Annotated in this window: 28 protein-coding genes, 1 pseudogene and 2 riboswitches; of the genes and pseudogenes, 8 read left to right on the top strand and 21 right to left on the bottom strand. The window is 40.9% G+C overall.

Features of this window, described 5'->3' with window-relative positions; genetic code table 11:
- Positions 1–264 precede the first annotated feature (264 nt).
- Entirely contained in the window at positions 265–1,308 is a 1,044-nt protein-coding gene (locus LQ216_RS02550) for a ribonucleotide-diphosphate reductase subunit beta (RefSeq protein ID WP_230126552.1), read from the top strand.
- A 198-nt stretch (positions 1,309–1,506) separates the two neighbouring features.
- On the opposite strand, the gene crcB (LQ216_RS02545) is transcribed toward LQ216_RS02550, so the two are convergent.
- The 3 genes from crcB (LQ216_RS02545) to LQ216_RS02535 form a co-directional block, all read right to left on the bottom strand.
- Entirely contained in the window at positions 1,507–1,875 is a 369-nt protein-coding gene (gene crcB / locus LQ216_RS02545) for a fluoride efflux transporter CrcB (protein ID WP_230126551.1), read from the bottom strand.
- Positions 1,872–2,261: a fluoride efflux transporter CrcB gene (gene crcB, locus LQ216_RS02540; RefSeq protein WP_230126550.1), complete on the bottom strand. Its 390-nt coding sequence runs from the start codon at positions 2,259–2,261 to the stop codon at positions 1,872–1,874. Before crcB (LQ216_RS02540) ends, crcB (LQ216_RS02545) begins: the two co-directional genes overlap by 4 nt.
- 143 nt (positions 2,262–2,404) lie before the next feature.
- Positions 2,405–2,602: a cold-shock protein gene (locus tag LQ216_RS02535; protein ID WP_117307213.1), complete on the bottom strand. Its 198-nt coding sequence runs from the start codon at positions 2,600–2,602 to the stop codon at positions 2,405–2,407.
- Positions 2,603–2,861: 259 nt separating this feature from the next.
- Between LQ216_RS02535 and LQ216_RS02530 the strand changes: the two genes are divergently transcribed.
- On the top strand, positions 2,862–3,323 hold the full coding sequence (locus tag LQ216_RS02530; RefSeq protein ID WP_230126549.1) for a GNAT family N-acetyltransferase: 462 nt from the start codon (positions 2,862–2,864) through the stop codon (positions 3,321–3,323).
- Positions 3,324–3,333: 10 nt separating this feature from the next.
- On the opposite strand, the gene modB is transcribed toward LQ216_RS02530, so the two are convergent.
- Both modB and modA read right to left on the bottom strand, forming a co-directional pair.
- A complete protein-coding gene (gene modB, locus LQ216_RS02525; RefSeq protein ID WP_230126548.1) occupies positions 3,334–3,990 on the bottom strand; it encodes a molybdate ABC transporter permease subunit in 657 nt (218 codons plus the stop codon).
- 2 nt (positions 3,991–3,992) lie between these two features.
- On the bottom strand, positions 3,993–4,766 hold the full coding sequence (gene modA, locus LQ216_RS02520; RefSeq protein ID WP_230126547.1) for a molybdate ABC transporter substrate-binding protein: 774 nt from the start codon (positions 4,764–4,766) through the stop codon (positions 3,993–3,995).
- Between the two features lie 410 nt (positions 4,767–5,176).
- Here modA and spx point away from each other — a divergent pair, with 410 nt between their 5' ends.
- On the top strand, positions 5,177–5,572 hold the full coding sequence (gene spx, locus LQ216_RS02515; protein ID WP_230126546.1) for a transcriptional regulator Spx: 396 nt from the start codon (positions 5,177–5,179) through the stop codon (positions 5,570–5,572).
- Between the two features lie 40 nt (positions 5,573–5,612).
- On the opposite strand, the gene LQ216_RS02510 is transcribed toward spx, so the two are convergent.
- On the bottom strand, positions 5,613–6,944 hold the full coding sequence (locus tag LQ216_RS02510) for a HAMP domain-containing sensor histidine kinase (protein ID WP_230126545.1): 1,332 nt from the start codon (positions 6,942–6,944) through the stop codon (positions 5,613–5,615).
- 85 nt (positions 6,945–7,029) lie between these two features.
- Positions 7,030–7,716, bottom strand: coding sequence for a response regulator transcription factor (locus LQ216_RS02505; protein ID WP_230126544.1), 687 nt, complete (start codon positions 7,714–7,716; stop codon positions 7,030–7,032).
- Between the two features lie 466 nt (positions 7,717–8,182).
- Between LQ216_RS02505 and tnpB the strand changes: the two are divergent.
- Positions 8,183–9,378 (top strand): annotated as a pseudogene (gene tnpB / locus LQ216_RS02500) (IS200/IS605 family element RNA-guided endonuclease TnpB).
- A 271-nt stretch (positions 9,379–9,649) separates the two neighbouring features.
- On the opposite strand, the gene LQ216_RS02495 reads toward tnpB, so the two are convergent.
- From LQ216_RS02495 to LQ216_RS02450, 11 genes are all read right to left on the bottom strand, one after another.
- A complete protein-coding gene (locus LQ216_RS02495; RefSeq protein ID WP_230126543.1) occupies positions 9,650–10,426 on the bottom strand; it encodes a TatD family hydrolase in 777 nt (258 codons plus the stop codon).
- Entirely contained in the window at positions 10,410–11,165 is a 756-nt protein-coding gene (locus LQ216_RS02490; RefSeq protein WP_230126542.1) for an ABC transporter ATP-binding protein, read from the bottom strand. Before LQ216_RS02490 ends, LQ216_RS02495 begins: the two co-directional genes overlap by 17 nt.
- Complete coding sequence (locus tag LQ216_RS02485) at positions 11,162–11,929, bottom strand: ABC transporter permease (RefSeq protein WP_230126541.1); 768 nt, start codon at positions 11,927–11,929, stop codon at positions 11,162–11,164. Before LQ216_RS02485 ends, LQ216_RS02490 begins: the two co-directional genes overlap by 4 nt.
- Entirely contained in the window at positions 11,929–12,219 is a 291-nt protein-coding gene (locus tag LQ216_RS02480) for a thiamine-binding protein (RefSeq protein ID WP_230126540.1), read from the bottom strand. Before LQ216_RS02480 ends, LQ216_RS02485 begins: the two co-directional genes overlap by 1 nt.
- Positions 12,220–12,230: 11 nt before the next feature.
- The gene (locus tag LQ216_RS02475; protein ID WP_230126539.1) at positions 12,231–13,223 is read right to left on the bottom strand and encodes an ABC transporter substrate-binding protein; all 993 of its coding nucleotides are present in this window, start codon (positions 13,221–13,223) and stop codon (positions 12,231–12,233) included.
- A 96-nt stretch (positions 13,224–13,319) separates the two neighbouring features.
- Positions 13,320–13,429, bottom strand: a riboswitch (TPP riboswitch).
- Between the two features lie 224 nt (positions 13,430–13,653).
- Complete coding sequence (locus LQ216_RS02470; RefSeq protein ID WP_230126538.1) at positions 13,654–13,878, bottom strand: hypothetical protein; 225 nt, start codon at positions 13,876–13,878, stop codon at positions 13,654–13,656.
- Positions 13,879–13,955: 77 nt separating this feature from the next.
- Positions 13,956–14,507: a VTT domain-containing protein gene (locus LQ216_RS02465; RefSeq protein ID WP_230126537.1), complete on the bottom strand. Its 552-nt coding sequence runs from the start codon at positions 14,505–14,507 to the stop codon at positions 13,956–13,958.
- 198 nt (positions 14,508–14,705) lie between these two features.
- Complete coding sequence (locus LQ216_RS20315) at positions 14,706–14,840, bottom strand: hypothetical protein (protein ID WP_290369213.1); 135 nt, start codon at positions 14,838–14,840, stop codon at positions 14,706–14,708.
- 30 nt (positions 14,841–14,870) lie between these two features.
- Positions 14,871–17,303: a heavy metal translocating P-type ATPase gene (locus tag LQ216_RS02460; protein WP_230126536.1), complete on the bottom strand. Its 2,433-nt coding sequence runs from the start codon at positions 17,301–17,303 to the stop codon at positions 14,871–14,873.
- Between the two features lie 193 nt (positions 17,304–17,496).
- Entirely contained in the window at positions 17,497–17,703 is a 207-nt protein-coding gene (gene copZ / locus LQ216_RS02455; protein WP_230126535.1) for a copper chaperone CopZ, read from the bottom strand.
- Positions 17,704–17,717: 14 nt separating this feature from the next.
- Positions 17,718–18,062 (bottom strand): metal-sensitive transcriptional regulator, encoded by a 345-nt coding sequence (locus LQ216_RS02450; RefSeq protein WP_230126534.1) that lies wholly within the window; start codon positions 18,060–18,062, stop codon positions 17,718–17,720.
- Positions 18,063–18,289: 227 nt separating this feature from the next.
- Between LQ216_RS02450 and LQ216_RS02445 the strand changes: the two genes are divergently transcribed.
- Positions 18,290–18,616, top strand: a complete 327-nt coding sequence (locus LQ216_RS02445) for a metalloregulator ArsR/SmtB family transcription factor (protein WP_290369212.1) — start codon at positions 18,290–18,292, stop codon at positions 18,614–18,616.
- Here LQ216_RS02445 and LQ216_RS02440 read toward each other — a convergent pair.
- The 3 genes from LQ216_RS02440 to LQ216_RS02430 form a co-directional block, all read right to left on the bottom strand.
- Positions 18,613–19,533 (bottom strand): cation diffusion facilitator family transporter, encoded by a 921-nt coding sequence (locus LQ216_RS02440; RefSeq protein ID WP_230126533.1) that lies wholly within the window; start codon positions 19,531–19,533, stop codon positions 18,613–18,615. The two genes, LQ216_RS02445 and LQ216_RS02440, sit on opposite strands and share 4 nt — an antisense overlap.
- Before the next feature lie 214 nt (positions 19,534–19,747).
- Positions 19,748–21,886, bottom strand: coding sequence for a heavy metal translocating P-type ATPase (locus tag LQ216_RS02435; protein ID WP_230126532.1), 2,139 nt, complete (start codon positions 21,884–21,886; stop codon positions 19,748–19,750).
- Complete coding sequence (locus LQ216_RS02430; RefSeq protein WP_230126531.1) at positions 21,879–22,247, bottom strand: metalloregulator ArsR/SmtB family transcription factor; 369 nt, start codon at positions 22,245–22,247, stop codon at positions 21,879–21,881. Before LQ216_RS02430 ends, LQ216_RS02435 begins: the two co-directional genes overlap by 8 nt.
- Positions 22,248–22,554: 307 nt before the next feature.
- Here LQ216_RS02430 and LQ216_RS02425 point away from each other — a divergent pair, with 307 nt between their 5' ends.
- From LQ216_RS02425 to LQ216_RS02415, 3 genes are all read left to right on the top strand, one after another.
- Complete coding sequence (locus LQ216_RS02425) at positions 22,555–23,112, top strand: copper resistance CopC family protein (RefSeq protein ID WP_230126530.1); 558 nt, start codon at positions 22,555–22,557, stop codon at positions 23,110–23,112.
- Positions 23,113–23,244: 132 nt separating this feature from the next.
- Positions 23,245–24,216, top strand: a complete 972-nt coding sequence (locus tag LQ216_RS02420) for a CopD family protein (protein ID WP_230126529.1) — start codon at positions 23,245–23,247, stop codon at positions 24,214–24,216.
- 92 nt (positions 24,217–24,308) lie between these two features.
- A riboswitch (TPP riboswitch) is annotated at positions 24,309–24,413 on the top strand.
- Positions 24,414–24,507: 94 nt separating this feature from the next.
- Positions 24,508–25,404, top strand: coding sequence for an ABC transporter substrate-binding protein (locus LQ216_RS02415; RefSeq protein ID WP_230126528.1), 897 nt, complete (start codon positions 24,508–24,510; stop codon positions 25,402–25,404).
- The last annotated feature ends 156 nt before the right edge of the window (positions 25,405–25,560 follow it).

Genomic DNA, 25,560 nt, shown 5'->3' with positions numbered 1-25,560 from the left:
ATGCTCGTAGAATTGTATTTCGGCTTGATAACTGGATTGGTGCTTAATTATCCGGATTTGTGCTCGATTATTCAGATTTGTGCTCGCTGATCTGAATTTGTGCTCGATCATACGGATTTGTGCTCGATAATCTGAATTTGTGCTCGATCATACGGATTTGTGCTCGATTATTCAGATTTGTGCTCGCTCAGCCGTATTTGACGGGCGTTCATATTGAAAAAGCTACACTTGATTTATTTTCAAAAGAAAAGGTGATGTATATATATGTCGGTTAGCTTAAATAAACGCAGCATCATGGATGCCACAGCCCCAAACCGCTCTACTGCCATTATAAACGGCAGCTGTTCCAACATCTTGAATTGGGATGATGTCGCATACTCTTGGGCTTACCCAAAATATAAAAAAATGCTCGCTAATTTTTGGACGCCCTTTGAAATCAACATGTCGCAGGACATCAAGCAATTTCCGCAGCTTAGTGAAGTCGAAAAAGAATCCTTTCTGAAAATCATCGGCCTCCTTGCCCTGCTTGACAGTATCCAAACGGATTATGCCGGTAGAGTTGCCGATTATTTAACGGATTCGAGCATGAATGCGCTAATGATTATCCTGGCACAGCAGGAAGTCATTCATAACCATTCCTACTCTTATGTATTATCAAGCATCGTGCCGAAACAGAAGCAAGAGGAAGTGTTTGAATTTTGGAGAAACGAGCCCGCTCTTATTGAGCGAAACGAGTTCGTTACCAATGGCTATAAAAGCTTTGCCGACAATCCGTCTGTGGAGAATGTTTTAAAGTCAATTGTTTACGACGTTATTTTGGAAGGCCTTTTCTTCTATTCAGGTTTCGCCTATTTCTATAACCTTGCCAGAAACCAGAAGATGGTCGCCACTTCGACGATGATCAATTATATTAACAGGGATGAACAGCTCCATGTCGACCTGTTTGTGAAAATTTTCAAGGAGGTGCTTAATCAGTATCAAGGATACGATACTCCGGAATTAAAGGACTTTGTTCAAGAAACCTTCATAAAAGCGGCAGAATTGGAAATTGAATGGGGCCGCCATATTATTGGCAACAAAATCGAAGGAATCTCAATGGGAGACCTTGAACACTATATTAAATTCTATGCCAATGTGCGCTGTAATCAGTTAGGATTCGACCGGCCCTTTGAAGGGTTCCGGGAAAATCCGTTACGTTGGATCAAAGCCTATGAAGAAGTCGACCTCGGCAAATCGGATTTCTTCGAGCAAAAGTCACGGCAATATACGAAGGTCAATAATGTCGATAATGGATTTGATGATCTATAATAATTAGCATATCTCTATAATATTTTACATGGACCATTGAGGTAAAATTGTTTTGTTCATTGTTAAGAGTCTTGACGGATGTGTCTCACGTCCCGACGGGGGTATCAGGGATGATGTTCCTGGTAATGGTTATTTATGATAAAGAATTTTGTGGATTAATAAAGGATAGTCGGCATGGCCGACTATCCTTTGATTTTGTTAAACCATTAGTTTCAAAACGAAATAGTAACCGAAAGCAGCAGCCAATACGCCTATCAATACAGATGAAATCACATAGACCATCGCTGTTGGATAATTTTTTTCTTCTAACAATGTAACGGTCTCTGTCCCAAATGTCGAAAAGGTCGTATAAGCCCCGCAAAATCCTATGCCAACAAAAGACCATAGCCACTCTGACAGTAAATTCGAGATATGGAATGCAGCAAGGATGCCCAGCAAAAATGATCCAGAGATATTAATGACCCAAGTGCCCAACGGAAATTCTGCCTTTGCTCTCTTCATCAAACCGCCTAATAAAAAACGGGCTGCTGCTCCTATTGCCCCGCCAGCCCCAATTATCCAGATCATACTGTTTCACCTTTTTTAAACGCGAAGGACTTAGCAAAGGTTTTTCCCGCAAATGCAAGAAAGATACCACAAAAAATACTCAGTAAAACGTATGATACTGCCATTACGATATGACCTTTTCCTACCAGCCGGATGGTTTCCAGTGAAAAGGTTGAGAACGTCGTGAAAGATCCTATAAAACCGGTTCCCAAAAACAAAACAAAATGCGGATCCATCCTTTTTTTATATGCCGAAAAGGAAAGCAGCCAGCCAAGAAAGAAACAGCCGACGAGATTTATACAAAAAGTCGCAACCGGAAACCCATATTGAACAGGTAGCCATTCTCCAATAAAAAAGCGACATACCGATCCCAGAAATCCGCCGAGCATAATAAGAACCAGTTTCATTACCTTACACCTCGTTATCAGTGGACATGGGTTGTTTATCTAAATGATACCATTTAGCGTTCACCTTATACAGAATAGATGAGAATCGTCCAAAAAATCACATAAAAAAAGACTCCTATGAGGAGTCTTTTTTAGCGTTCAATTTACTTTTGAACGTTTGCAGCTTGAGGTCCGCGAGCGCCTTGCTCGATTTCGAAAGTAACTTCTTGGCCTTCTTCAAGAGTTTTGAAACCTTCACCTTGAATAGCAGAGAAGTGTACGAATACGTCGTCTTGACCTTCTACTTCGATGAAACCGAAACCTTTTTCTGCATTAAACCATTTTACTTTACCTGTTACCATGTATGTTTCCTCCTATTGGAAAAAATCCTTGAATTACTATTCTTGATTTAGGATAATGTCTTAAGAGGAAACCTTTTGGATCGCTCTATTACAATTATTCCGCACAAAAATAATTGTCTTTAGTATATCATGCTGGATTTTTAAAAAACAAGGTTTTCAGCCGGGTTTTTGCCGACAAGTTCTTCCAAAAGTCAACAGTAAAAAACGACAAATTTTGATAAAATTAAGACATACTTTTGGATAAAGGCGGCCTAAGTTTATGTTAAGGAAAATTGATTTGGATAATCTTTTGTTAGTCAAGGAATTGGATAGCCTCCAGAAGAAATCCTATGCCGTTGAAGCTGAGTTGATCGGGTTTTACGATATACCTCCACTTAAAGAAACAATAGAGCAACTTATGACCAGTCAAGAAGAGTTTGTCGGTTATTTCATTGATGAGAAGCTCGCCGGTGCCATTTCATACTCTCCTGAAAACGGCACGCTCGTTATTTGTCGATTAATCGTTGACCCCGAGCATTTTAGAAAAGGAATAGCCGAAAAATTAATAAATCATCTTGAAAAAGTACCAAACCACAAAAAGATAATTGTCTCGACTGGAAAGGAGAATCAACCGGCAATCAACCTTTACAAGAAACATGGCTTTAGCTCCGTCAGGGATATGGAAGCGGCTCCCGGCTTTTTCATTACGATGCTAGAAAAGATCAAAAAGACAGACCGCTGAACTGTGAAGATTAATCTCTGATAATATGAACCAGTAAAAGCATAACAAAAGAAATGACAACCATCGTCCCGACCCAAAGCCATGCCATTTGCATATTCCCTGAATCAATGGCCACATAAATCGCTGTTGGAATCGTCTGTGTTTTGCCAGGGATATTCCCGGCAAACATTAACGTAGCGCCAAATTCTCCAAGTCCCCGTGCAAAGCTAAGGATGGCGCCGGCAATAATAGCTTTAACCGCGAGAGGCAAGGTGACCAGGAGAAACACCTTCCGTTCATTAGCTCCGTCTACACGGGCTGCATTTTCGATTTCGCCGTCAATCGCTTCAAAGCCGGCTTTCGCAGACTGATACATCAACGGAAAAGCGACGACAATGGAGGCGATGACCGCAGCCCACCAGGTGAACATTACCGGCTGGTGGAACATCCACTCAATAGTCCTACCCACCGGACTATTATGCCCAAACACGACAATCAGCAAAAAGCCGACAACCGATGGAGGGAGTACGAGCGGCAGTAGAAATATAGTTTCAACTAGTACCCTTCCCCTGAACCTCTTTCTGGCCAGGATTCGCGCTGCCCACATGCCCAGGAAGAAAACAATAACCCCCGAAAGAATGGCTACCTTGATTGATAGGCTGACCGGCGTCCAAAAATCTACGGCCATCGTTATTTTAAATCCTTAAATCCGTGTTTACTAAGTATGTTCATTGCCTTATCTCCTTGCAAATAATCAAAAAATTGTTTACTTTCCTCAGGGTGTTCCGTATTTTTTATTATACCAAAAGGGTAAACAATCGGCTCGTGACTCTCTGCCGGTGCCACTTCTACTATTTCAGTATCCTTAGATTGCCGAGCATCTGTACTATACACAATGCTGGCATCTACATTATTCATTTCCACAAATGATAAGGCCTGCCTGACGTCCTTCGTATAGACAAGCTGGGATTCAACATCATCCCAAAGCTTCAACGCTTTTAACGATTGACGCGCATATTCCCCGGCCGGTACGGTTTCCGGTGTCCCGATTGCGATTCTTGAAGCATTCTCCAAGTCACGAAAGGAAGCTATTTTTAAACTTGAATTTTCAGGGACAACGAGCACGATTTCATTTCCCGCCAGGTGTTTTTTCTGCTCAATCATTTGGTCACGAACTAACCTATCAAATTTATCTTCTGCTGCCGAAATAAACAAATCGACGGGCGCACCTTGGGATATCTGTTGCTGCAGCGCACCTGAAGAACCTAAATTAAAATGGATCTTGATGTTTTTATTTTCCTTTTCAAACTCGTTTATAATTTCCTCAAGGACATCCTTCAAACTGGCGGCTGCTGAGACAGTAAGTTCAACATCCTCAGTGTTCTCATTCTGGTTCGTACTGTTACATCCGCTGAGTATTGTGAAAAGCAGCATTAGAGATAACATTACTTGAAGCCTCTTCATCTTTGCACTTCCCTCTAAAATCTGCAATCTTATCGATAAATCAAAAGATTATCTACAAACTGATTATACACATTAATGGGTTTGCAGGGAAAATAAGAGCAAGTTAAACATGATTGTGAATAAATAATAAAAATTTATTTTTGGTTCATTTGTTTGAAACCATGGTTTCAAACGCCTTTCAGCTCTGCTGAAAGGTAGCTTCCCATCCATGAAACGAAAGAGAAAGCGAGCTTTCTCCAATCGTTTCATGGATGGGAGCAAAATGAACCAAAAATCAACAGAGATATTTAACATAAAAAAGTTTTTCTCCTGACATTTGGCTGACACATTATAACGATAAAGTAAGAATATCAACAATTATCAAATAAAAACTAAAAATGTAATTATAAAAACTAAAGGAGTCGATCACATTGGTTACGATTTATACTACACCAAGCAGCCTTGCATGCAGGAAAGCAAAGTCTTGGCTTCAAAAAAATAACATTGCCTATAATGAACGAAATATCTATGCACAACCTTTATCGGTGGAAGAAATAAAAGAAGTATTGAGAAAAACAGAGGGCGGTACGGATGAAATCGTTTCGACCCGATCTAAAAAGTTCAAAAACCTAAACATCGATATTAACAACACGCCTCTTAACGAACTCTGCGAAATCATTCAGAAGAACCCTGATCTATTGCGCCGTCCGATTGTTTTTGATCACAAAAATTTACATGCAGGCTATAACGAAGAGGAAATGGGACGATTCTTGCCCCGTAAAGTCCGCAATATCCAGCTTTGGAGAGCAATCAGCTTAATTAATTAAGAAAAAGGTTGTCCAGTTTTTATTAACTGGACAACCTTTTTTAATTCGAATCGGGTGTCTGCATAAGAGATATGGTAAAGATTGTTCCATTCTCACTGCTCTCTTTCAGCACAAGATCCCCTTTTTGCGCCTTAGCAAGCATTTTACTGAATGGAAGCCCAAGTCCAAGGCCGCGAACCTCAAGCTTTTTCTTTTCCCCTCTGTAAAACGGTTCAAAGACATTATCCTGTTCATTCAGAGGTATTCCTCTTCCATTATCTTTTACGTCGATATTTATTTTATTTTCTCCGCTGATGTACAAGGAAATCTCAATTTTTCCATCGTCCAATAAAGCTTGTTTGGCATTATTTAATAAGTTAATGATAATTCCTTGCAAACGGAGTGAATCGGCCATACCGAAAATTAATTTTTCCGGCAGCTTCACATCCAATTCGAAATTCTGCTCCTCTTGGGTAGCCTTCCATTGATAGGCAATTTCCTCAACAACCTCATTCAAATTCATTTGTTTTACTTTAATGGTAAATGCGCCAGCCGAAATGGCATTGAAATCCAGGAGATCTTCAATCATTGTCTGAAGCCGTCTGATTTCCTTTAGGGATATATCCAGGAATTCCTTGCGTTCTTCCCCGGTGACCACATCATCCTTAACAGCCTGCACGAGACCACTGATGGAGGTAACCGGAGTTTTCAGATCATGCGTAACACCGGCAAATAATTCTGCCCGCTGCTTTTCAAGCTGTGTCAATCGGTTGGTCATCTCCTTAAACGATTGCACCAGTTCATAAATCTCTTCTTCACGGGCATCTTCGTGTAAATGGATATCATAATTGCCTTTACGGATTTGCACAGCGGCCTCCGCTACATCTTGAATCGGTTTGGAAATTTTTCGTGATAACACATAGATGACTGCCCATCCGAGAATACCAAGACCAAACAGCATGATCGCTAACAATCCGTGATCCTGGTTGATCTCCATCAGTGAATTTTCGTCCTGAACAATAAATACCCAGCCAATCCTCTCTTCCGAATAATCAATCGGAGATTTCACCACATATACTTGATTGCCATCGTTCAGGTCGACCTTTTGAATGCTGTCTTTACCTTGGAGAATCGATTTCTGTATTCGGTCTTCTCCTTCTTTTATATAGATTTGCGGGTTCGTAAAGATAATTTGGCCATCTGGATCAGTTATATAGATAATTGGTTCTTTGTTCAGATGGAGAATTTTTTCCCGTTCATTGATAATCCCTGATAAAATCGGACCGATGACAATTTGCCCATTCTCCTTGATGGCCCGGTCAGACGTTTCATCCGCTAAATACTTCAGCAAATTCAGCCTGTATTCAAGCGCTGTTTGCTGCATCCACCACATCGAAAAGACCCCTAGAAAAATCAGGCCAACGAAAAGGGTAATCACATAGCGAGTTGTCCAATACCTTAGAAGTGTGGTTCTTTTTTTAGTTTTCATAGACACTCAATTGATACCCCAATCCTCGTAGAGTTTTGATTTCCCCTTCAGAAGTCGGCCAAGCTTCCAGCGATTTACGAATCCGCTTTATGGCAAGGTCGACAGCCCGGTCACTGCCATCGTAATCCAGTCCCCACACCTGCTCGATTAGCTGCTCTCTTGTAAAGATCTGATTCGGATTTTGGGCAAAGAAAATGAACAAGGATAAATCCCTTGGTGTAAGGCTGATGTCTTGCCCGTTCACCTGGACACCGTACGAATCCAAATCCACTTTTAAGCTTCCATATTGGATTTTATTATCTTCTCCAAAAATGCCTCGTGATCGTCTCAGAACAGCATGTACTCGGGCAACCACCTCTTCGGCAACGAATGGCTTTGGGATATAGTCGTCCGCCCCTGTTTTAAAGCCTTCTAATTTATAATCGATATCACCCAACGCCGTAAGCATGATCACCGGACATGAGTCCCTTTGGCGGATTTCCTTCAGGATCTCCCAACCATCTTTACCGGGAAGCATGACATCCAGCAAAACGAGATCAGGATTACTCTTCTCAAAAACGGCCAGTGCTTCTCCTCCGTCAAAGACCTGGATGATCTGAAACCCTTCACGCTGCAGATAAGCCTTCAGTACCATCGAAATGGCCTTCTCATCCTCCACTATCAAAATCGTTTTCAAAAGGACCTCATCCTTTACACAAAAGTATATAAAATCAAAGTACATTCGCCAATAGTCTACAAAAGTTTCCACAATTGAAGATAATAATAGCACAGTAATGTGTCAGTTAGATGTTGAAATTGATTAGCTGAAGTTCAGCCAACATTTTTATGTAAAATAATGGATAAAATTTATTTACGAATATGCTATAATTTACTAAAAATACGGTGGTGAGGCGGATTAAAAAGTCCTTTTTGTTTGGAGTTGTCCTTCTGCTTATTGACTTGATCATTTATGCAATTTTACAGATATCCCGAACGAGAAACCCCACTCCTTTAGGGGGGATGAAAGTGAGGTCGAACCAGGCGTATCTTTAGATACGTTCATGGTTCGATTTTTCTGTTTTAAGTGCGTATATGTTATTTCAGAACGTTTGTTCTGGTAAAATAAACTTGCCATCATCTTTTTGGGAGGGAGGCTAATCGCCATGAACATTCATAAAGCTTATAAATTTCGGTTGTATCCAACGGATAAACAAGCCACTTTGATTCATAAAACCATCGGGTGTTGTCGTTTTGTGTTTAATCAAGCTTTAGCCAAACAAGATAAAAAGAACGTTTATTGGTATATCGTACACGAGATGGTTCAAAACGGACAGCTGACCGAAAATAGATGGAAATCGGAATTTTTTAATGCTTCGAACGCTCAAAAGGAACTAACCTCCATGAAGAAAGAAATGCAATGGTTAAACGAAGTGGATCGGGCGGCACTTCAAAGCACACTTCAAGACTTAGGGAAAGCATTCAAAGAGTTGTATCATAAATCAAAAGGAAAACCTCGTTTTAAAAGCAAAAAGAACAACATTCAATCCTATAAAGCGAAATACAACTATAATAAAGGCGTAGGAAGCGTTCGTATGGACCGCATTGGAAATAACGATTTTCTCCTTTTGCCGAAAATTGGATTAGTGAAGATTGCGAAGCCCCGTGAAGTGAGAGGAAAAATTCTTTCTGCCACGGTTCGAAAGGCGGCTACAGGCAAATACTTTGTATCTATTCTAACCGAACAAGAAATAGAAACGATACAATATTCCTTGTTTGAAATAGGAATAGATGTTGGTTTGAAAGAATTTGCCACATTTTCGGATGGGACCACGATTTCCAATCCTAAATGGTTTCGTTCACTGGAAGAAAAACTGGCAAAGGCTCAAGCGTCTCTCTCCAGAAGGAAGTTGGGCAGTTCCAATTGGCATAAACAACAACGGAAAGTGGCAAAAATCCACGAAGACATCACGAATGCCCGACAAGACTTTTTGCATAAACTCTCTTCTTCGCTGGTTCGCGAAAACCAAGTGATGGCGATTATGATTTGCGTGTGAAAAATATGTTAAAAAACAGAAAGTTAGCCAAAGCCATTTCAGAAGTGTCCTGGTCTGAGTTCCGTAGAATGCTAGCATATAAGTGTAAATGGTACGGGAAACATCTAGTGGTAGTCGGTTCTTATTTTCCCAGTTCGCAACGATGTTCCAGTTGTGAAAAGAAAAACAAGGCCGTTAAAAACCTTTCGATTAGAGTATGGACATGTGAATGTGGAGCGCATCATGATCGAGATCACAACGCAGCCAAGAACATTCTGAAAGAAGGGATACGACTCCTAACCGCTGGACTAGCGGGGATAGCCTAATGGATAGCAAGTAAGTAACACCGCTGTCTTTTTTGAGCCAAAGGCTCAAACGACATAGGAAAACTCATGGCAAGAAACCCTGTCGAGAGATATGGCGACTTATTGCAGTGGGAGTGTCAATGTCTACAAGGTATAAGAGCTAGTTGTCCCGCCATCTAACTGCCTATACTTATTTGAATCAATCATTTCTTTAGTTTTAATTCCTGAATTACCTTTTGAATGTCCATGTTTTGATTTTAGAAAAAAAAAAAATCATGAACTACTTTAAAAACTAGCTTAACCGATACAATTTCTTCGTATTTTCCAATAAGATGCGGGACACGTCTGTTTCCGGAATCTTTTTGATTGCTGCCAGTTGTTTCACCGATTCTGCCATCATTCCAGGATGGGTCCTCTTCCCTTTAAAGGGACCTTCAAACGGCCATGGTCCATCCGTTTCAATCATCATTTGCCCCAGCGGATAGGATCCCGCGAGTTCCTGGATTTCAGGTTCATAGAGGATATCAGGCGTGATGGAGACAAAGTAGCCATTTCCGATCATTCTATCGATTGTTTTGCTGTCCCCCTTAAACCAATGAAAATGAGCTTTAGTCAGCGAGTACTTTTCGAGCAGATCGCAGACAATCGGCGCATCGTCATACACCGCATGCAGAGCAACCGGTTTTCCCCATTGTTTAGCGAGTTTAATAAACTGTTCCAAAAGCTCGAGATACTGTCCAGACTGATATGGAGACAACCCCTGTTCTTTCCGTAGATAATATGGGAGACCGACCTCCCCGACTGCAATCATTTCATCCTTGTAATCACTCATCCAGTTCAAAAGTGTTTCAAACTGTTTTTCCCCGGGAAGCGGCTGTTCCGGATGAAACCCAAAAGCAGGCTTCACTTTGTCGTACTTCCTCGCAAGCTGCAGATTTTTTTCAGATGATGCCAGATCGAATGATACTGTGACCATGGCTTCCAGAAACAGCAAGTTTTCAACCATCCCACTAATCTCTTCTGCTCCATAACGGTCCAGATGGATATGGGCATCAATCATTTTTTCCATTATCTCCGCTCCCTTGCAATGTATAGAAAATCTCCCTTTTCCATTGTAGAAACTCTTCCGTAAGCAGAATGCTTTCATCCCTTGGCCGCCCGAATGGGATATGGAATTCCGCTTTCACTTTTGCCGGTTTATTTGATAATACGAGAATTCGGTCTGATAAAAACAAAGCTTCATCGATGTTATGGGTGACAAATAGTACCGTCTTGCGATTTTCCTCCCAGATCGACAATAGCCATTTTTGCATTGTGAGCCTCGTCAGCTCATCCAGGGCCGAGAACGGCTCATCCAGACAGATGACGGCTTGCGGGCTTAATAAGGCACGAATAAACGCAACTCTTTGCTTCATTCCCCCGGACAATTCATGAGGATAAGCTTGCAAATAAGAGGATAAGCCAGCTATTTCAAGCATTTGCTTTGCCTTTTCCCGGTCCGGCTTTCCCTTCAATTCCTGGCCGAGCAAAGCATTATCCACAACTGTTCTCCACGGAAATAGCGACGGGGTTTGCGGCATATAGCTGATTTCTCCTCTTGTCCCGTTGATAGTTTTGGTTTCAAGCTGGATGGTCCCCTCATCTGGTGTTATTAACCCGCCAACCAGATTGAAAATCGTGCTTTTCCCGCTGCCGGATGGGCCGATGATCGAAACAAACTCTTCGTTTTCGACAGTTAAGGAAAGGTCCCGGATAATTTCGTCCGTTCCAAATCGTTTCGAAAGGTTTGTAACGGTAAGCAGGCTCATTGATAATCCTCTCCTTTTCTCTGCCAGTGAACAGCTTGTCTTTCAGCCAGGACAATAACCAGGAAAAATAACAGGCTGAGGAGTATAATCATAAAGATCGCCACGAACACCCGGTCTGTTCGGAACGAGGAAGAAGCAAGCGTCATATAAACGCCGATTCCTTTTTCTGCACCCAGCCATTCCGAGATAACTGCCCCCATTACACTGTATGTCGCCGAGATTTTCAATCCGGAAAAAATCGATGGAAGCGAGTGTGGCCATTCCAATTTCCAAAACAACTGTGGTTTTGTAGATCCGGCCATCATCATATAGTGTTTAAGTTCCTGAGGGGTTTGCCTGAATCCATCCAAGGCGGCTATGGTGATAGGGAAAAAGCAAACAAGCGTTATGACGATAATTTTCGGCAGCAACCCAAACCCAAACCAAATAACGAGCAAGGGTGCTAGCACAATAATTGGTACATTTTGCGTTAAAATCAGCAGCGGATAAACGGAGGCTCTAAGAACCGGTACCATATGCAAAAGGCAGGCCGTCAAAATGCCGAATCCAGTTCCCGCTGCAAAGCCGAGCAGGGCAATCTTGATTGTAGAGAACGCATCCGGATAAAAATTGGCCCAGCCGGCCGCCCCTTCTAAAGCAATTTTGGACGGAGCCGGCAACAGCCAGTCAGGGGTTGCAGCCAACCTTACCCCTATTTCCCATCCAATGATTAAAAGAAAAAAAAACAGCAGTGGCTTCCATCCTTTATGAATTACTTTTGTCATTAATCGTACTTCTCCGTTAACTCATCCATTGTAATTCCCTCTGGCTGATATAAAACTTTCAATTGCGAAATGACATTTTTACTGCCTATCTGAATCATTCTTTCATTCATATCCGCAATGATTTTTAATAGCTGTTCCAGTTCGCCTTCCATCGTTGTTTCAAGCGGATTGACCCTATATTTGACCCCTGATTCATCAATGACTTTTATCGCTTCATCCACATATGGAATCACATCTTCCCCTCCCTTTGTCTTTGGCAGAATTTGAATACTTACTAGCGTGTTAGCCATCTTTCTTCCTCCTATTCTGGTAAAAATTCATTGGTAAATGCTTTTTCGGCATCAAGCTCTTTTTCCAATAAGCCATTTTCATGCATCCAGGACGCGTAATTTTCCCATATTTCCAGCTTCTGCTCGCCCCATCTTGGTGCATCATCCTGATACTTTGGAGCCAGCCATTCCTGGCTCTTTTTCACAAGAATCGGATCAAGGTCCGGTACGGCTTCTATTAAAATATCAGCCGCTTCCCCGGGATGCTCGATCGCAAACTCGTAGCCCTTTGATGCCGCGCTGACAAATGCTTTTACAGTTTCTGGATCTTCCGAGATTTTCTTTTCGTTTGTCGTTAACACAGGGGTGTAATAATCGAGATTTTTAGAGTAATCGGTTAAATAGACCATGTTCAATTCCTCGCCGCGAAGCTCTGCTTCAACGCCCGTCCAGGCGTAATAGATCCATGCAAAATCAACATCTCTTTTTACAGCTGTGAAGAAATCCGTATCTCCCATATTCACGATTGAAACTTTATCGACATCAGCCTTTTCTTTTTGCATTAACGAGCTGATGACCGACTTTTCAACCGGTGAGCCCCAGCCCCCGTATGTCTTTCCTTCGAAATCCTTCGGTGTTTTAATATTTTTTCCGGCCGGCGATGCAAAACCTGAGGTGTTATGCTGGATCACTGCCACAAGGGACACAATCGGAACCCCTTGGATACGCGCCTGGGTTATGCCTTCCTGGTAACCGACCCCGAATTCAGCCTTTCCTGTTGCGACAAGCTGGTCAGCCCCTGCGTCACCCGGCATTCTAATTTCAACATCCAGCCCTTCCTTTTCAAAAAAGCCCTTCTCTTTCGCAACATATAAACCGGTGTGATTGGTGTTAGGTGTCCAATCCAAAACGACCGACACTTTTTTTAGCGATTTTTCTTCTTTGCCTTCAGATGTACTGGCATTCTCACTGCTGCATCCTGTTAAGAGCGCGGCTGAAAAAAACAAAAAAAGCCACTTTTTCATTGTTACATTCCTCCTGTAAATTAGAATCAGCAAGCCCGAGCGCAAAATAAAAACGCCCAGGGCAGAACCCGAGCGCGAAAAGAACAAACATTCAAAAGAGTACAGAATCATGTTCCCTCCGCTGGTATTAACCAGTTCAGGTTCAAAGGGTCATCATCTAACGGATGAAATCTCAACCGGCAACACCGGTCCCCCTACATCTCTTGCTATTAAATTATCAATTCGACTTCATTATAGCAGATTACTAGAAAATTATACTATTTTTTTCAGGTTCTCCTGGTGAAATCCAAAGCTCCTTGTATGGTTAAACATATTTTAACTCGAGTTGCCACCAATTAAAAATACTACATTTCTTAAGACCCTTTAATTTCGTTTATTAACTGCAATAAAGCTGACAGGTTATCTCTTTAAAACCTGCCAGCTACCAACTTCATTCTTCATGCACTGTATCGTCGACGATCGCCCATAATTCTTTATTAAACAGCTCGTTGTTGCAGACCAAGCTATGATTGACTTCGTTTTCCGCCATGGTTAGTATTTCTTCCTCTTCGTCTTTGGTTTCCATAATTTCAAAAAGATCCATAACTCCATCCGAGGTTTGATTTTCAGTCTGATGGGTTTCTTGTACATTAACCTTGTTTTCTTTTCCCTTCATATCAATCCCTCCTTTTGCTGATATCTTCCCCAAATCTAGATGGTTTAACCCATTTTATGTATAATCTGTTTAAATGATTATTTTGCTCTTGAACTTTTCATTATAAGGATCAAGATTAGTAAAAAAGCTACTACGGCCAAAATAACTTTGCCTTGTCCTTCCCACGCAAGGACTTGGTAAACCGCGTATACTTCTAACAATAACGCAGGGATTTTCCCGACAGTACTGGCAATGGCGAAGGTAATCATATTTACTTTGCTTAATGCTCCTGCAAGGGTGACAAGCCCTGATGGAACAAAGGGGAAAATTCTCAGAGCCAATATTAATATAAACGCCTCGAAACCCTTGCTTGTCTGCAATCTGTTCAAAATTTTATTGTTAAGTTCCTTTTTTGGCAGAAACCTGTGGATTCCTTTCCTGTACAAATAAAAGCTTACAATCGCTCCGATCGCTTCACCTATGATTGAAATAATTACCCCATTGACAAAGTCAAAAAAGGTGATATTTGCCGCGGTTAAGAACACGCTTGGAACAAAGCCCAGCAGACTAATAACAATATTTAATAAAATACTTATCCAGATTGCGTATAGTCCACTTTCGCTAAACCATAGTACTACTTGCTCTTCCATATAACCCACCTTGTCTAGATATCCTATATATTCTATTGTTCCGCTACTTTGTAGCATATACTATACTAATAGGTCATGGTTTTGTAGCGAAAATTCTGGTTTCCTCGCCAAAACCCGGATATTGTATTCACAGTTACTCCTGATAACACAAAAGAGAGTGTCCCAAGCTGGACACCCCCTTTTGTTGTTAACTATTTGTTATTCCGTTTCTTCGGTATGGTTTTCATGTTCCTGTACAGGTACCTGTTCATCTGCAATGAACGCATCGTATGCTGAATAACCGCCGATCACAGCTGCCAAATAAATGATAGCTGCCAATGCCCATTTTTTCATAAGCCAGCGCTCCTTCTATCCAGTTTCATGTTAAGCTGTTTTTTCATTTAACTTTACCCGTTGCAAACGAAGGGCATTCAAGACAACGGATACAGAGCTGAACGCCATTGCTGCGCCTGCGAGCCATGGAGCAAGCAAGCCTACTGCCGCAACCGGGATGCCAAGGGAATTATAGGCCAATGCCCAGAATAGATTTTGCTTGATATTGCGGATCGTCTTTTTACTCATTAAGATGGCATCGGCAATGCTATTTAGATCCCCTCTCATGAGTGTAATATCCGCAGCTTCCATGGCCACATCCGTACCGGTACCAATCGCCATGCCGATATCGGCCATTGCCAACGCCGGTGCGTCGTTGATTCCATCGCCAACCATCGCTACCCGTTTTCCTTGTTCCTGCAGCTTTTTCACTTCATCCGCTTTTCCTTCTGGAAGAACTTCCGCAATCGCTATGTCAATACCGACTTCGCCCGCAATCGCATCGGCAGTGCGCTTGTTGTCTCCAGTCATCATGATCACTTCAATCCCTGCGTCCTTCAACCGTTTAATCGCTTCTTTAGAAGTATCTTTTACCGTGTCTGCGACAGCGACGATTCCCATGAAAACTCCATCAACGGCGACAAGCATCGCTGTTTTTCCGTTATCCTCAAGAGTTTCCATCTTACCCGCGGCTGAATCTATGGCGATTTCATATTTTTTCATTAGTCTTCTTGTACCGATTAATAATTCACGATTATTAACGGTTGCCTTTATTCCGTGACCGGGAATCGCTTCGAATTCTTGTACATCCGGTAAAGTGATATTTTTCTCTTTGATTCCTTGTACAATCGCTTCCGCGAGTGGATGCTCCGATTGTTTTTCCGCTGATCCGACAAGGGTAAGGAATGTTGCTTCATCCATGTTTCCTTCAATGACCACATCAGTTAAAACCGGCTTCCCGTTTGTAACCGTACCTGTTTTATCTAAAATAACCGTTGTAATCCGGTGCGTCGCTTCCAGATGTTCTCCGCCTTTAAATAACACACCATATTCTGCTGCCCGGCCGGATCCTGCCATGATGGAAGTCGGTGTTGCGAGACCAAGCGCACAAGGACAAGCAATGACCAGAACGGCAATTAATTTCTCCAGGGCTTCGGCAAATTCTCCAGGGCTTACCCAGAAGAACCAGATCAAGAATGTAACGACTGCAATTCCAACAACGATCGGTACGAATATACCGGAAATTTGGTCGGCTACCCGTTGAATCGGGGCTTTTGAACCTTGAGCTTCTTCCACTACTTTAATGATTTGAGCCAAGGCTGTATCTCTTCCGACTTTCGTTGCTTTTACTTTTAAGAATCCATTTTTGTTGAGTGTAGCACCGATGACCGTATCTCCGATCGACTTACTAACCGGAACGCTTTCACCAGTAATCATCGATTCATCCATCGCCGAGCGTCCATCGACAATTTCTCCATCAACCGGTACTTTCTCACCTGGTTTGACATAAACGATATCCTCGACCACTACTTCTTCAAGCGGGATCTCCATTTCATTCCCATCCCGTAACACCATCGCTGTTTTTGCCTGGAGACCCATTAATTTTTTGATTGCTTCTGAAGAGCGGCCTTTGGCTCGGGCTTCAAATAATTTCCCTAGAATGATTAAAGTAATTAAAATAGCACTTGTTTCGTAATATAGCTCGACCATATGTGCATTCGTGCCTATCGATTCAAATGACTTATACAAACTGTAAAAGAAAGCAGCTGATGTTCCTAACGCCACTAATACATCCATATTGGCACTTTTATTGCGAAGAGCTTTGTATGCTCCAACATAAAACTGCTTACCGATAATAAACTGTACAGGGGCGGCAAGAGCTAGCTGTACCCAAGGATTCATGAACATATCAGGTACGTAGAGGAAAGATGTAAATTCAAAGTGTCCGACCATGGCCCATAATAATGGAAACGAAAGGATTAATGAGAAAATAAATTTCCCTTTTTGCTTCTCAATTTCCAATGCCCGATAATCAGCGGTTTCTTCACTATCTTGCTTTAATTTTGCTTCATAGCCGATGTTTTCCACTTTCTTGATCATGTCTTGAATGCTGACCTCTGAAGGATTGTACTCCACGGTTCCCGTTTCAAGTGCTAAATTGACCGTTGCATGATTGACACCTTCAAGCTTGTTTAGTCCTTTTTCAATGCGGGTAGAACAGGCCGCACAGGTCATGCCTATCAGGTCGAACTCAACCTTTTCTTTGACAACTTCATACCCAAGGTCATTCACTTTTTTCTCAAAGTCCTGAACATTGGTTACATCAGGATTATACGCAACCGACGCCTTTTCCAGGGCTAAATTAACATTGGCATTTTCAACGCCTTCCATTTTACTCAAACCCTTTTCAATCCGGGTTGCACAGGCGGCGCAAGTCATTCCCGAAATAGGCAATTGAACTTCTTTTATAGTCGTACTGCTCATTATTATCACTCCTTTATACGTAAGAAAGGTTTTTTAGCTCCTTTATAGTTTATATACTATACCCCCCTAGCGTATATGTCAAACCATTATTTTCTCAAATTTTATTTTTTATGTAGAAGCAAGCTCATATTCAATTAGCGATATAAAAACAGAACGTGCTAACTTCTCCTACACGTTCTGTTATGTTCATTCATTATTTCACTTCGTATCCTTGATCATCAATTGTTTCTTTAATTTTATCTAAAGTAGCAACATTAGCGTTAAATTTAACATCTACTTTGCCATTTTCGAGGTCAACCTTTACATTTTCTACACCTTCCAGTTTTCCTACGCTTCCCTCAACTGCTTTCACACAATGACCACAAGTCATTCCACTAACATTTAATGTTACATTTTCCATAATTCTTACCTCCATTATTTTTTCATTAATTTTTGTACGGTTATAAGAACCTCATCAAGAACTTCAAGATCTCCTTCTTGAATTCGTTCCACTACACAATTTTTCATATGGCCTTCCAGCAAAATCTTAGCGACACTGTTTAAAGCTGATTGTGTCGCAGCGATCTGGGTAATCACGTCATCGCAGTAAGTGTCTCTTTCAATTAATCCTTTGATACCGCGTATTTGTCCCTCCACGCGATTTAACCGGGTGACCAGGTTTTTCTTTACTTTATCGGAATGATGGCTCTTTCTATCGCTAACTTCTAACGAATTTAAATCTTCTGCCAACGTTTCATCATTATTTATATCTAAAGACATCGCTTCGCCTCCTTCATAAAATTATTATATGATACCCCCGTACCGTATGTAAAGATTTATGCATAAATATTTTTCTTTTCTATACGAACTGTCATCAAGCCTTCACAATTCCATACTTAATTTGCCCTTCCATTCCATTTGATAACAAAAAAATCATGGACTTTGAGGAAGCCATGATTTTTTTTCTATCTAATTATCGCTATAATAAGCCTAGGAGGTTGATATAAGTGAAAGATGAAAAAGAAAAACAGCCAACTCCAATAGGGGAATTGGACGAAGAAACACTATTTATCGTTTCCCAAACCTTTAAAGCTTTATCGGATCCTACCCGGCTCCGTATTCTTCATTTGTTATTTGATGGGGAATACTCCGTTAATGATATTGCCGAGAAACTTTCTTTACTCCAGTCCACCGTCTCGCACCAGCTGCGTTTCCTGAAAAACTTGCGCCTGGTAAAATTCCGGCGGGAAGGGACTTCTCTTTACTATACCCATGATGATGAACATGTTATGGATATTTTGAAACAAACGATCGAACATGCCCACCATCATTAATTACAGGTGCCATGCGGGCTCGGGCATCCGTTGTCCGCATGCTCCACCTGAATCGTGCTGTGCTCGATTCCGAAATCATCGTGGAGAATGGACTGCGCGTGATTCAACACCTCATCGTGATTTCCTTCTCCCGCTATCGCCATATGGCAGCTTAGCATCGGAAGCTCTGAAGTGATAGACCAAACGTGAAGATCATGCACTTCTTTTACAAGCGGTATAGCCTGAAGGGATTCCTTCACCTTTTGAACATCAATTTGGGATGGGGTGCCTTCCATCAATACATTGAAGGAATCTCTTGTCACTCTCCAGCCACTTATGATGATCAGAACTGATACGATTACGCTCGCAATCGGGTCAGCAATCCCCCATCCGAAAAACATCATCAGCAATGCGGCGACAATCGCACCGACTGAACCAAGCATATCTCCAATCACATGGAGAAACGCACTTCTTACATTTAGATTTTCATCTTTATCACCTTTCATCAAAATGAATGCGGCGATAATATTTACAAACAAACCGATTACAGCAATAATTAACATCCCCGAACTTTGAACTTCCGGTGGATTAGAGAAACGCTGGAATGCTTCATAGAATATATAAAGTGATATAAGGATCAAGGTAATTCCATTCAAGCATGCTGCAATAATTTCAAATCGTCTATACCCAAATGTTTTTGAAAGTGTTGCTTTCCGTTCTCCCAGCTTAATGGCGAAAAAACTTAAACCTAGTGCAACTGCATCACTGAGCATATGGCCGGCATCCGATAGGAGCGCCAGGCTATTTGTAAGTAAACCGCCTATTACTTCAACAACCATAAAGGTCACAATTAAAAGAAAAGACCAAAGCAATGCCTTTTTATTTCCTGAACCATGGCTATGGCCGTGGCCGTGTGAATGTCCGTGATGATGTCCCATAGTTAATCACTTCTCTCTATATATGAGTATATGTTCATATATATATTATGTTATATTTTCGGAAAAAGTTCAACCTTTTTTTTTATTCTTTGTTATAATCCCTTTTCCTTTTAACATGGGCATTTAAACAGAATTTTCATCTGGTTATTAAAGTAAAAAAAGCTATCTCATAAAAGATGTTGATCCAACGACCTTTTGAGACAGCTCTTAATTTTTATTCTTTTATCTTTAATAGACGTAAGCTGTTAAGGGTTACTAGTAGTGTAGCCCCCATGTCAGCAAATATCGCTATCCATAAAGTTAACCAGCCTGGAACAACCAATAGCAGAGCAACTACTTTAATGGCTAAAGAGAAAGTTATGTTTTGTTTGATGATCCCTAACGCTTTACGGCTTAGTTTAATCGTATATGGCAGTTTGCTTAAATCATCAGACATTAACGCTATATCAGCTGTTTCCAGTGCTGTATCCGTTCCGGCACCGCCCATCGCAACCCCGACCGTTGAAGCTGCAAGAGCCGGTGCATCGTTCACGCCATCTCCGACCATCGCAACACTTTGATGTTTTCTGCGAAGTTCTTTAATAAAAGTTAATTTGTCTTCCGGAAGTAAATCGGCCCTTATGTCAGAAACTCCGACTTCTCTTCCGATCGCTTCAGCTGTTCGTTGGTTATCGCCAGTTAACATGACTGTTTTTTCAATACCGATTTGATGAAGTTTTCGGATGACTTCTTTTGAAGATTCTCTCATTTCATCGGCGACAGCGATTAACGCAAGGACTTCATTCTCTGTCCCTAATACCATTACTGTTTTACCTTGTGTTTGCATCATTGAAATCTCTTCTTTGATTTCATCTCGAATTGATTGATGCAACTCGGTAAACAGATTGGGGCTGCCGACATAATACAGTACGTTATTTACTTTTGCTTTTATACCTTTACCGGTAATGGATTGGAACTCCTCAATGGCTACATCATTAAAATTCAACCCGTTTTCTTCAGCCTTTCTCATGATGGCTGAAGCGAGTGGATGCTGTGAGCCTTTTTCAATCGCTGCCGTAAACGTCAATAATTCATTTTCATTGCCGTGATACGTAACCATATTTGTGACTGCCGGAACTCCTTTTGTTAACGTTCCTGTTTTATCAAACGCAATCACCTTTAAGGAACCTGCTTCTTCTAAGTGGACGCCACCTTTAATTAAGACACCATTTTTCGCTGCATTGCCAATTGCCGTAACAACGGCAACAGGAGTTGAAACGACTAACGCACAAGGGCAACCTACCACGAGTACAGCCAGCCCCTGATAAATCCATTCACTCCAGTCTCCTCCAAAGAGTAATGGAGGCACAATAGCCAATAACACCGCTAAGATGATAATTCCTGGTGTATAATATTTGGCGAATTTATCGACAAATGCTTGAGAAGGAGCCCGTTCTGCTTGAGCTTCTTCAACCAAATGAATAATCTTCGAAAGAGTTGTATCTTCCACTCGTTTTGTTACTTGAACTTCGAGCAGACCTTCTTCATTTAATGTACCGGCAAATACTTCGTCATCAATCGTTTTCGCAACCGGAACGGATTCTCCTGTAATGGCAGCCTGGTTTAAAGTGGACGTACCTTTAACCACAACACCGTCCATCGCTACCTTTTGACCAGGCTTAACGATCATGATGTCGCCTACTTGAATATCATCAACGTGAACCATCATTTCGTCATGACCGCGCCGAATTAACGCTTCTTTTGGAGCAATGTCCATTAAGGATTCAATCGATTGTCTCGCTTTATCCATTGAATAGCGCTCTAAGGCCTCACTGATGGCAAAGAGGATGACAACAGTTGCCCCTTCGCCCCATTCACCAATCGCAGCCGCGCCTATTACAGCAACTGTCATAAGCGTGTTCATATCAAACTTAAAACGAGATAAATTTTTCAATCCTTTAATAAAAAGTGAGTATCCTCCTATAAGAATTGATGCTGCATATCCAATTGACGGAATGACGTGTTCTTCCCCGTATTGCTCACCTAAAAACCAACTGATAATAAGCAATAGCGCTGAAATATAGACTTTAATGTTTTCTTTTTGCTTCCAGAATGGTTCACGCTCTACACGTCGCTCTTTCTCATCTCGGACCTTTAAGTTTTCGAAAGCTCCAGCTTCTTCTAATTCTTCAATAGTTGTATCACCATAAACCGTAAGTTTGGCTGCACCAAAATTAACCTTTGCATCAGAAACACCATCCAGGTGTTTTACGTTCGATTCGAACGTTTGGGCACAGCCAGCTCAGGTGAAGCCTTGGATACGGTACGTTTTTGCTTCTTGATCAGATGTTTTCGCCAATTGTTGTTCAGACATTTACTTCCACCTCCTGATTATGGGCTAAAGCAATCAGAATTAACTGCTTGATATGCTCATCTTCTAAGGAATAAAACGCTAGTTTGCCTTCTTTTCTGTATTTTACAATTCCTTGTTTATAAAGCGTTCGAAGATGATGGGACGCGGTTGCGACAGTAGAGCCGATAATATTGGCAATGTCACAAACGCATAATTCCCCATCCTGACATAAGGAATAAGCGATTTTCGCACGATTTTCATCGGCAAATGCTTTAAATAATTGGGCAACACTAGATATATTTTCCTTTTGCAACTGTCCTTGTATCCGGTTTACTTTTTCTTCGTTATAACAGTAAATCTCACAAGTGTCTTTTTTACTCATAATTAACACTCCCTCATTCAAACATTCACTTGAATATATTATAACCCTTTTTCTTTTTTATTCAAATGATTATAAGAATGTTCATGGAAAATTAACAGGAGATGATCTAAAACTAAAAACTTTGTAGGTTATCTTCCTTTGTTTAGAACTTACTAGAACAATAATTTTGTATTATACATAAACAAAGAAGATAAACTGTAAAAATAGGTTTGTTCGAAATATTGTCACCAATAACTTTAGCAACTCCTTTAAATCATATTGCTAACTTTGCTAGAATTAAAACTGTTACTACGTTTAGGAGGCCTCTATGATTAAAAAATCAATTTTATTTACTTTTATCTTTTTTATTGCGTTTGTTAACAGCCATGCACTGGCCCATACAGGGTTAAAGGATTCTTCACCCAAGAATGAAGAAGTCGTTACAGAAGAATTAAAGACCATTACTTTAACATTCGAAACAAAAATAGAACTTAGCAGTATATTTGAACTGGAAAATTCAAACGGTGAACCTATACCGATTGAAGAAATCTCTTTAAACGAAAATCAGATGGTTGGGACGTTATCAAGTCCATTAGATAATGGTCGTTATCAGGTCAATTGGAAGATTATTGGCGCGGATGGTCACCCGATCGAAGGAGAGTTTTCTTTTCAAGTAGATGCTCCAACCGCAGAAACCCCTGCTGATGAATCAAAAGAAACTGAGCAAGCGGCAGAAAATGAAACAACCAAGGAACCAGAAACAAGTAATTCGGAAGAGGCAAGTGACCAAAACCAACTGCCTTCCTATGTGATTCCTACCGCCATCGGCTTATTGATTGCTTTATTTGTTGCGAGTTTCCTGTGGATCATGAGAAGGAGTAAATAACTCATGTTATTCATTGGAATTATCAGTGAAATATTATTATATCTATGCTTCTCATTTATTGTAGGGAGTTTTCTCTTATATATTGTCCCGGACTCCTATCGTCCGGCTATTCATGTGCCTAAGGGAGCAATCATGTTAGCCGTTGCCGGAATAGCTTTCTTCTCATTTATTCCGGTGCTGCAGTTGGTTTTGCACTTATATCAGGACATTGGACTATCTCAAACCCTTCAGTCTGTGCTGTTTACCTTTGAAGTAGGAAAGGGTTGGATTTTTACTTATATTCTTTCAAATCTTTTGTTTATATTTGTTGTATGGTTTGACTACAGAAAAAAACCTTTGTATTCGTATATCGGTATCGCCTTTGTCTTGTGTTTAATCTTTTCATTAGCTTGGTCGGGTCATGCCAGTTCTTTGGTTCAATGGCCCGGATTTTTTGCACACACCTTTCATTTTATCGCTGTGACTTTTTGGGTTGGTATTTTACTTGTGGTGAGTTGGTTCTCAAAAAAACATGCTAACTGGTTGAATTTTCTGAAATGGTTTACACCGGTAGCTTTCGTTTGTTTTGTGACTACCATTGTAACCGGACTGGTTTTAATGACATTTGTAGTGGATTTGAAAGACTATACGAATGCATGGGTACTGTCATATGGACAATCTCTATTGATAAAGCATTTATTAATCATCCCGTTGCTGGTCTATGCCGTGATCAACAGCCTGCTCATGAGAAAGAAGCTAATGAAGGATATAGAATTTAATCCAAAGCCTTGGACGAAAGCAGAAAGCATCGTGATTTTACTCATCTTTTCAGCTACGGCTGCTTTAGGTCAGGAATCACCGCCCCACAACCTATTGTCCACGCTACAAAGCGAGGGACCTTCGAAGCTATTTACTCTGTTATATCAAGGGATATTCCAACCCGGCATGTCCGTCTACGTTGCTTTGAATGTAACGAGTATCACGTTGCTTATATTAGCTCTGCTATTCTTAGCTTTAACTGTGTTTTCTTTTATTAAGAAGTCGCCTGCGATATTTTCATTCTTAATGAGTGTTCTATTTGTGTGTTCAAGTTATTTATCACTAATTTTAAGTATAAAAGCGTAATAAAATCGGGTAGAAGTAGCCCGGTTCTTATTAATAATTGCGTGTTGGATATATTGAATGTTATTCTATTCAAAACAGTATAAAAATTATGTTTCATTCACTAGGGGTGCTTTTGTAGAGCTGAGAGAAGAAATCATTCTTCAACCCTTGAACCTGATTTGGTTAATACCAGCGTAGGAAAGTGAACAGGACTACTTTAGGCAATTTTCTTATGTTGTCATAAATGCAGATCCCTCTCCTATGAGGGGATCTGCATTTTTTATTTTTATCATACAATTAGGAGGAAGCTTTATGGAGAAAATTTCAGTTGGACTTGAGTGGTTTATGAATCCTGACCATATTCCGATGATGATCGGGGTTACTAAAGGATGGTTTATGGAAGAAGGCTTGGAAATCAACATGATTGAACCAAAAGAGCATTTTGATGCTATCGATGAGATCAAGGCCGGCAATATGGATATCGCGATCACCGAACCAATCCATCTAGTAGAGGATAGGGCAAATGATCATTCCATCGTCGGCTTCAGCCGATTTTTACATACGAATGGCGGAGTCATGTACATGAAGGGAAAAGGCATCAACCGCCCAATTGATCTGATAGGTAAGAGGATTCAATATCCGGGTGCCCCTGGCCTAGGAGGGCTCTCGATTGTCAAGACAATGGTCGAAGCAGATGGAGGCACATGCCGTTTAGAAGACTTTCAGCCTATTAATAACGGTTTCTATCATACCGATGCTCTAAAAAAAGACAAAGCGGATGCCGCAACACTGATTTTCAGGAATTTCGAAATGATTGAGGCTAAACATAAAGGGCTGGATGCAGGATTTTTTTCGCTTAGAAATTGGGGAGTGCCGGATTTTTGCCAATTAATTTTTATTACTTCCCCCGAAATACTTAACCGTCGCCAAAATGCTATCGAAAAGTTTATAAAAGTGATTCGAAGATCTATCGATTTTATGTATGAGAATCCAGAAGAAACGAAAAATATTTATATCGATTTTACCAATGCTGACAGGAATGATCCATTAACAGCAGAAACTACCGCCGCCACCATTCCCTGTTTCACCTTTGATTTTTCGATGACAGCTGAATATTATGACCGCCTGCAAAACTGGATGAAAGAATCAGGAAAGATAGACCAAATGATAGACCCGCAGGAATACTGGACGAATCGGTTTTGTTTTTAAGTATGACTTCTTTATATATAGAGATATCTAAAGAGAAGGACCTTCGTAAAAATACTAAGGTCTTTCGTCTAACTCAAATTGCTTCCCCACAAACTATTCAAAAATATCATATAAAGCGTCAGGATTGCAGAAATGATTAGAAAGAGAATCGGCAGA

It is taken from the genome of Bacillus sp. CECT 9360 (assembly GCF_918741275.1).
In the GTDB taxonomy this organism is placed as follows: domain Bacteria; phylum Bacillota; class Bacilli; order Bacillales; family DSM-1321; genus Peribacillus.
This window is presented reverse-complemented; position numbering and strand designations above follow the sequence as displayed.

Bases quoted from the DNA above. Each gene is read 5' to 3' on its own strand.
- LQ216_RS02420 (WP_230126529.1), top strand. From the start codon at position 23,245: ATGTTAGCCGTTGCCGGAATAGCTTTCTTCTCATTTATTCCGGTGCTG.
- copZ (WP_230126535.1), bottom strand. From the start codon at position 17,703: ATGGAAAATGTAACATTAAATGTTAGTGGAATGACTTGTGGTCATTGT.
- LQ216_RS02490 (WP_230126542.1), bottom strand. From the start codon at position 11,165: ATGAGCCTGCTTACCGTTACAAACCTTTCGAAACGATTTGGAACGGAC.
- LQ216_RS02530 (WP_230126549.1), top strand. From the start codon at position 2,862: ATGTTAAGGAAAATTGATTTGGATAATCTTTTGTTAGTCAAGGAATTG.
- modB (WP_230126548.1), bottom strand. From the start codon at position 3,990: ATGGCCGTAGATTTTTGGACGCCGGTCAGCCTATCAATCAAGGTAGCC.
- modA (WP_230126547.1), bottom strand. From the start codon at position 4,766: ATGAAGAGGCTTCAAGTAATGTTATCTCTAATGCTGCTTTTCACAATA.
- LQ216_RS02495 (WP_230126543.1), bottom strand. From the start codon at position 10,426: ATGGAAAAAATGATTGATGCCCATATCCATCTGGACCGTTATGGAGCA.
- LQ216_RS20315 (WP_290369213.1), bottom strand. From the start codon at position 14,840: ATGAAAAAATGGGCATTGGCAGCTATCATTTATTTGGCAGCTGTGATC.
- LQ216_RS02470 (WP_230126538.1), bottom strand. From the start codon at position 13,878: ATGAAGGGAAAAGAAAACAAGGTTAATGTACAAGAAACCCATCAGACT.
- LQ216_RS02475 (WP_230126539.1), bottom strand. From the start codon at position 13,223: ATGAAAAAGTGGCTTTTTTTGTTTTTTTCAGCCGCGCTCTTAACAGGA.
- LQ216_RS02450 (WP_230126534.1), bottom strand. From the start codon at position 18,062: ATGTCTTTAGATATAAATAATGATGAAACGTTGGCAGAAGATTTAAAT.
- LQ216_RS02535 (WP_117307213.1), bottom strand. From the start codon at position 2,602: ATGGTAACAGGTAAAGTAAAATGGTTTAATGCAGAAAAAGGTTTCGGT.
- LQ216_RS02485 (WP_230126541.1), bottom strand. From the start codon at position 11,929: ATGACAAAAGTAATTCATAAAGGATGGAAGCCACTGCTGTTTTTTTTT.
- LQ216_RS02465 (WP_230126537.1), bottom strand. From the start codon at position 14,507: ATGGAAGAGCAAGTAGTACTATGGTTTAGCGAAAGTGGACTATACGCA.
- LQ216_RS02480 (WP_230126540.1), bottom strand. From the start codon at position 12,219: ATGGCTAACACGCTAGTAAGTATTCAAATTCTGCCAAAGACAAAGGGA.
- LQ216_RS02425 (WP_230126530.1), top strand. From the start codon at position 22,555: ATGATTAAAAAATCAATTTTATTTACTTTTATCTTTTTTATTGCGTTT.
- crcB (WP_230126550.1), bottom strand. From the start codon at position 2,261: ATGAAACTGGTTCTTATTATGCTCGGCGGATTTCTGGGATCGGTATGT.
- LQ216_RS02460 (WP_230126536.1), bottom strand. From the start codon at position 17,303: ATGAGCAGTACGACTATAAAAGAAGTTCAATTGCCTATTTCGGGAATG.
- LQ216_RS02415 (WP_230126528.1), top strand. From the start codon at position 24,508: ATGGAGAAAATTTCAGTTGGACTTGAGTGGTTTATGAATCCTGACCAT.
- LQ216_RS02550 (WP_230126552.1), top strand. From the start codon at position 265: ATGTCGGTTAGCTTAAATAAACGCAGCATCATGGATGCCACAGCCCCA.
- crcB (WP_230126551.1), bottom strand. From the start codon at position 1,875: ATGATCTGGATAATTGGGGCTGGCGGGGCAATAGGAGCAGCAGCCCGT.
- LQ216_RS02440 (WP_230126533.1), bottom strand. From the start codon at position 19,533: ATGGGACATCATCACGGACATTCACACGGCCACGGCCATAGCCATGGT.
- LQ216_RS02510 (WP_230126545.1), bottom strand. From the start codon at position 6,944: ATGTGGTGGATGCAGCAAACAGCGCTTGAATACAGGCTGAATTTGCTG.
- LQ216_RS02430 (WP_230126531.1), bottom strand. From the start codon at position 22,247: ATGAGTAAAAAAGACACTTGTGAGATTTACTGTTATAACGAAGAAAAA.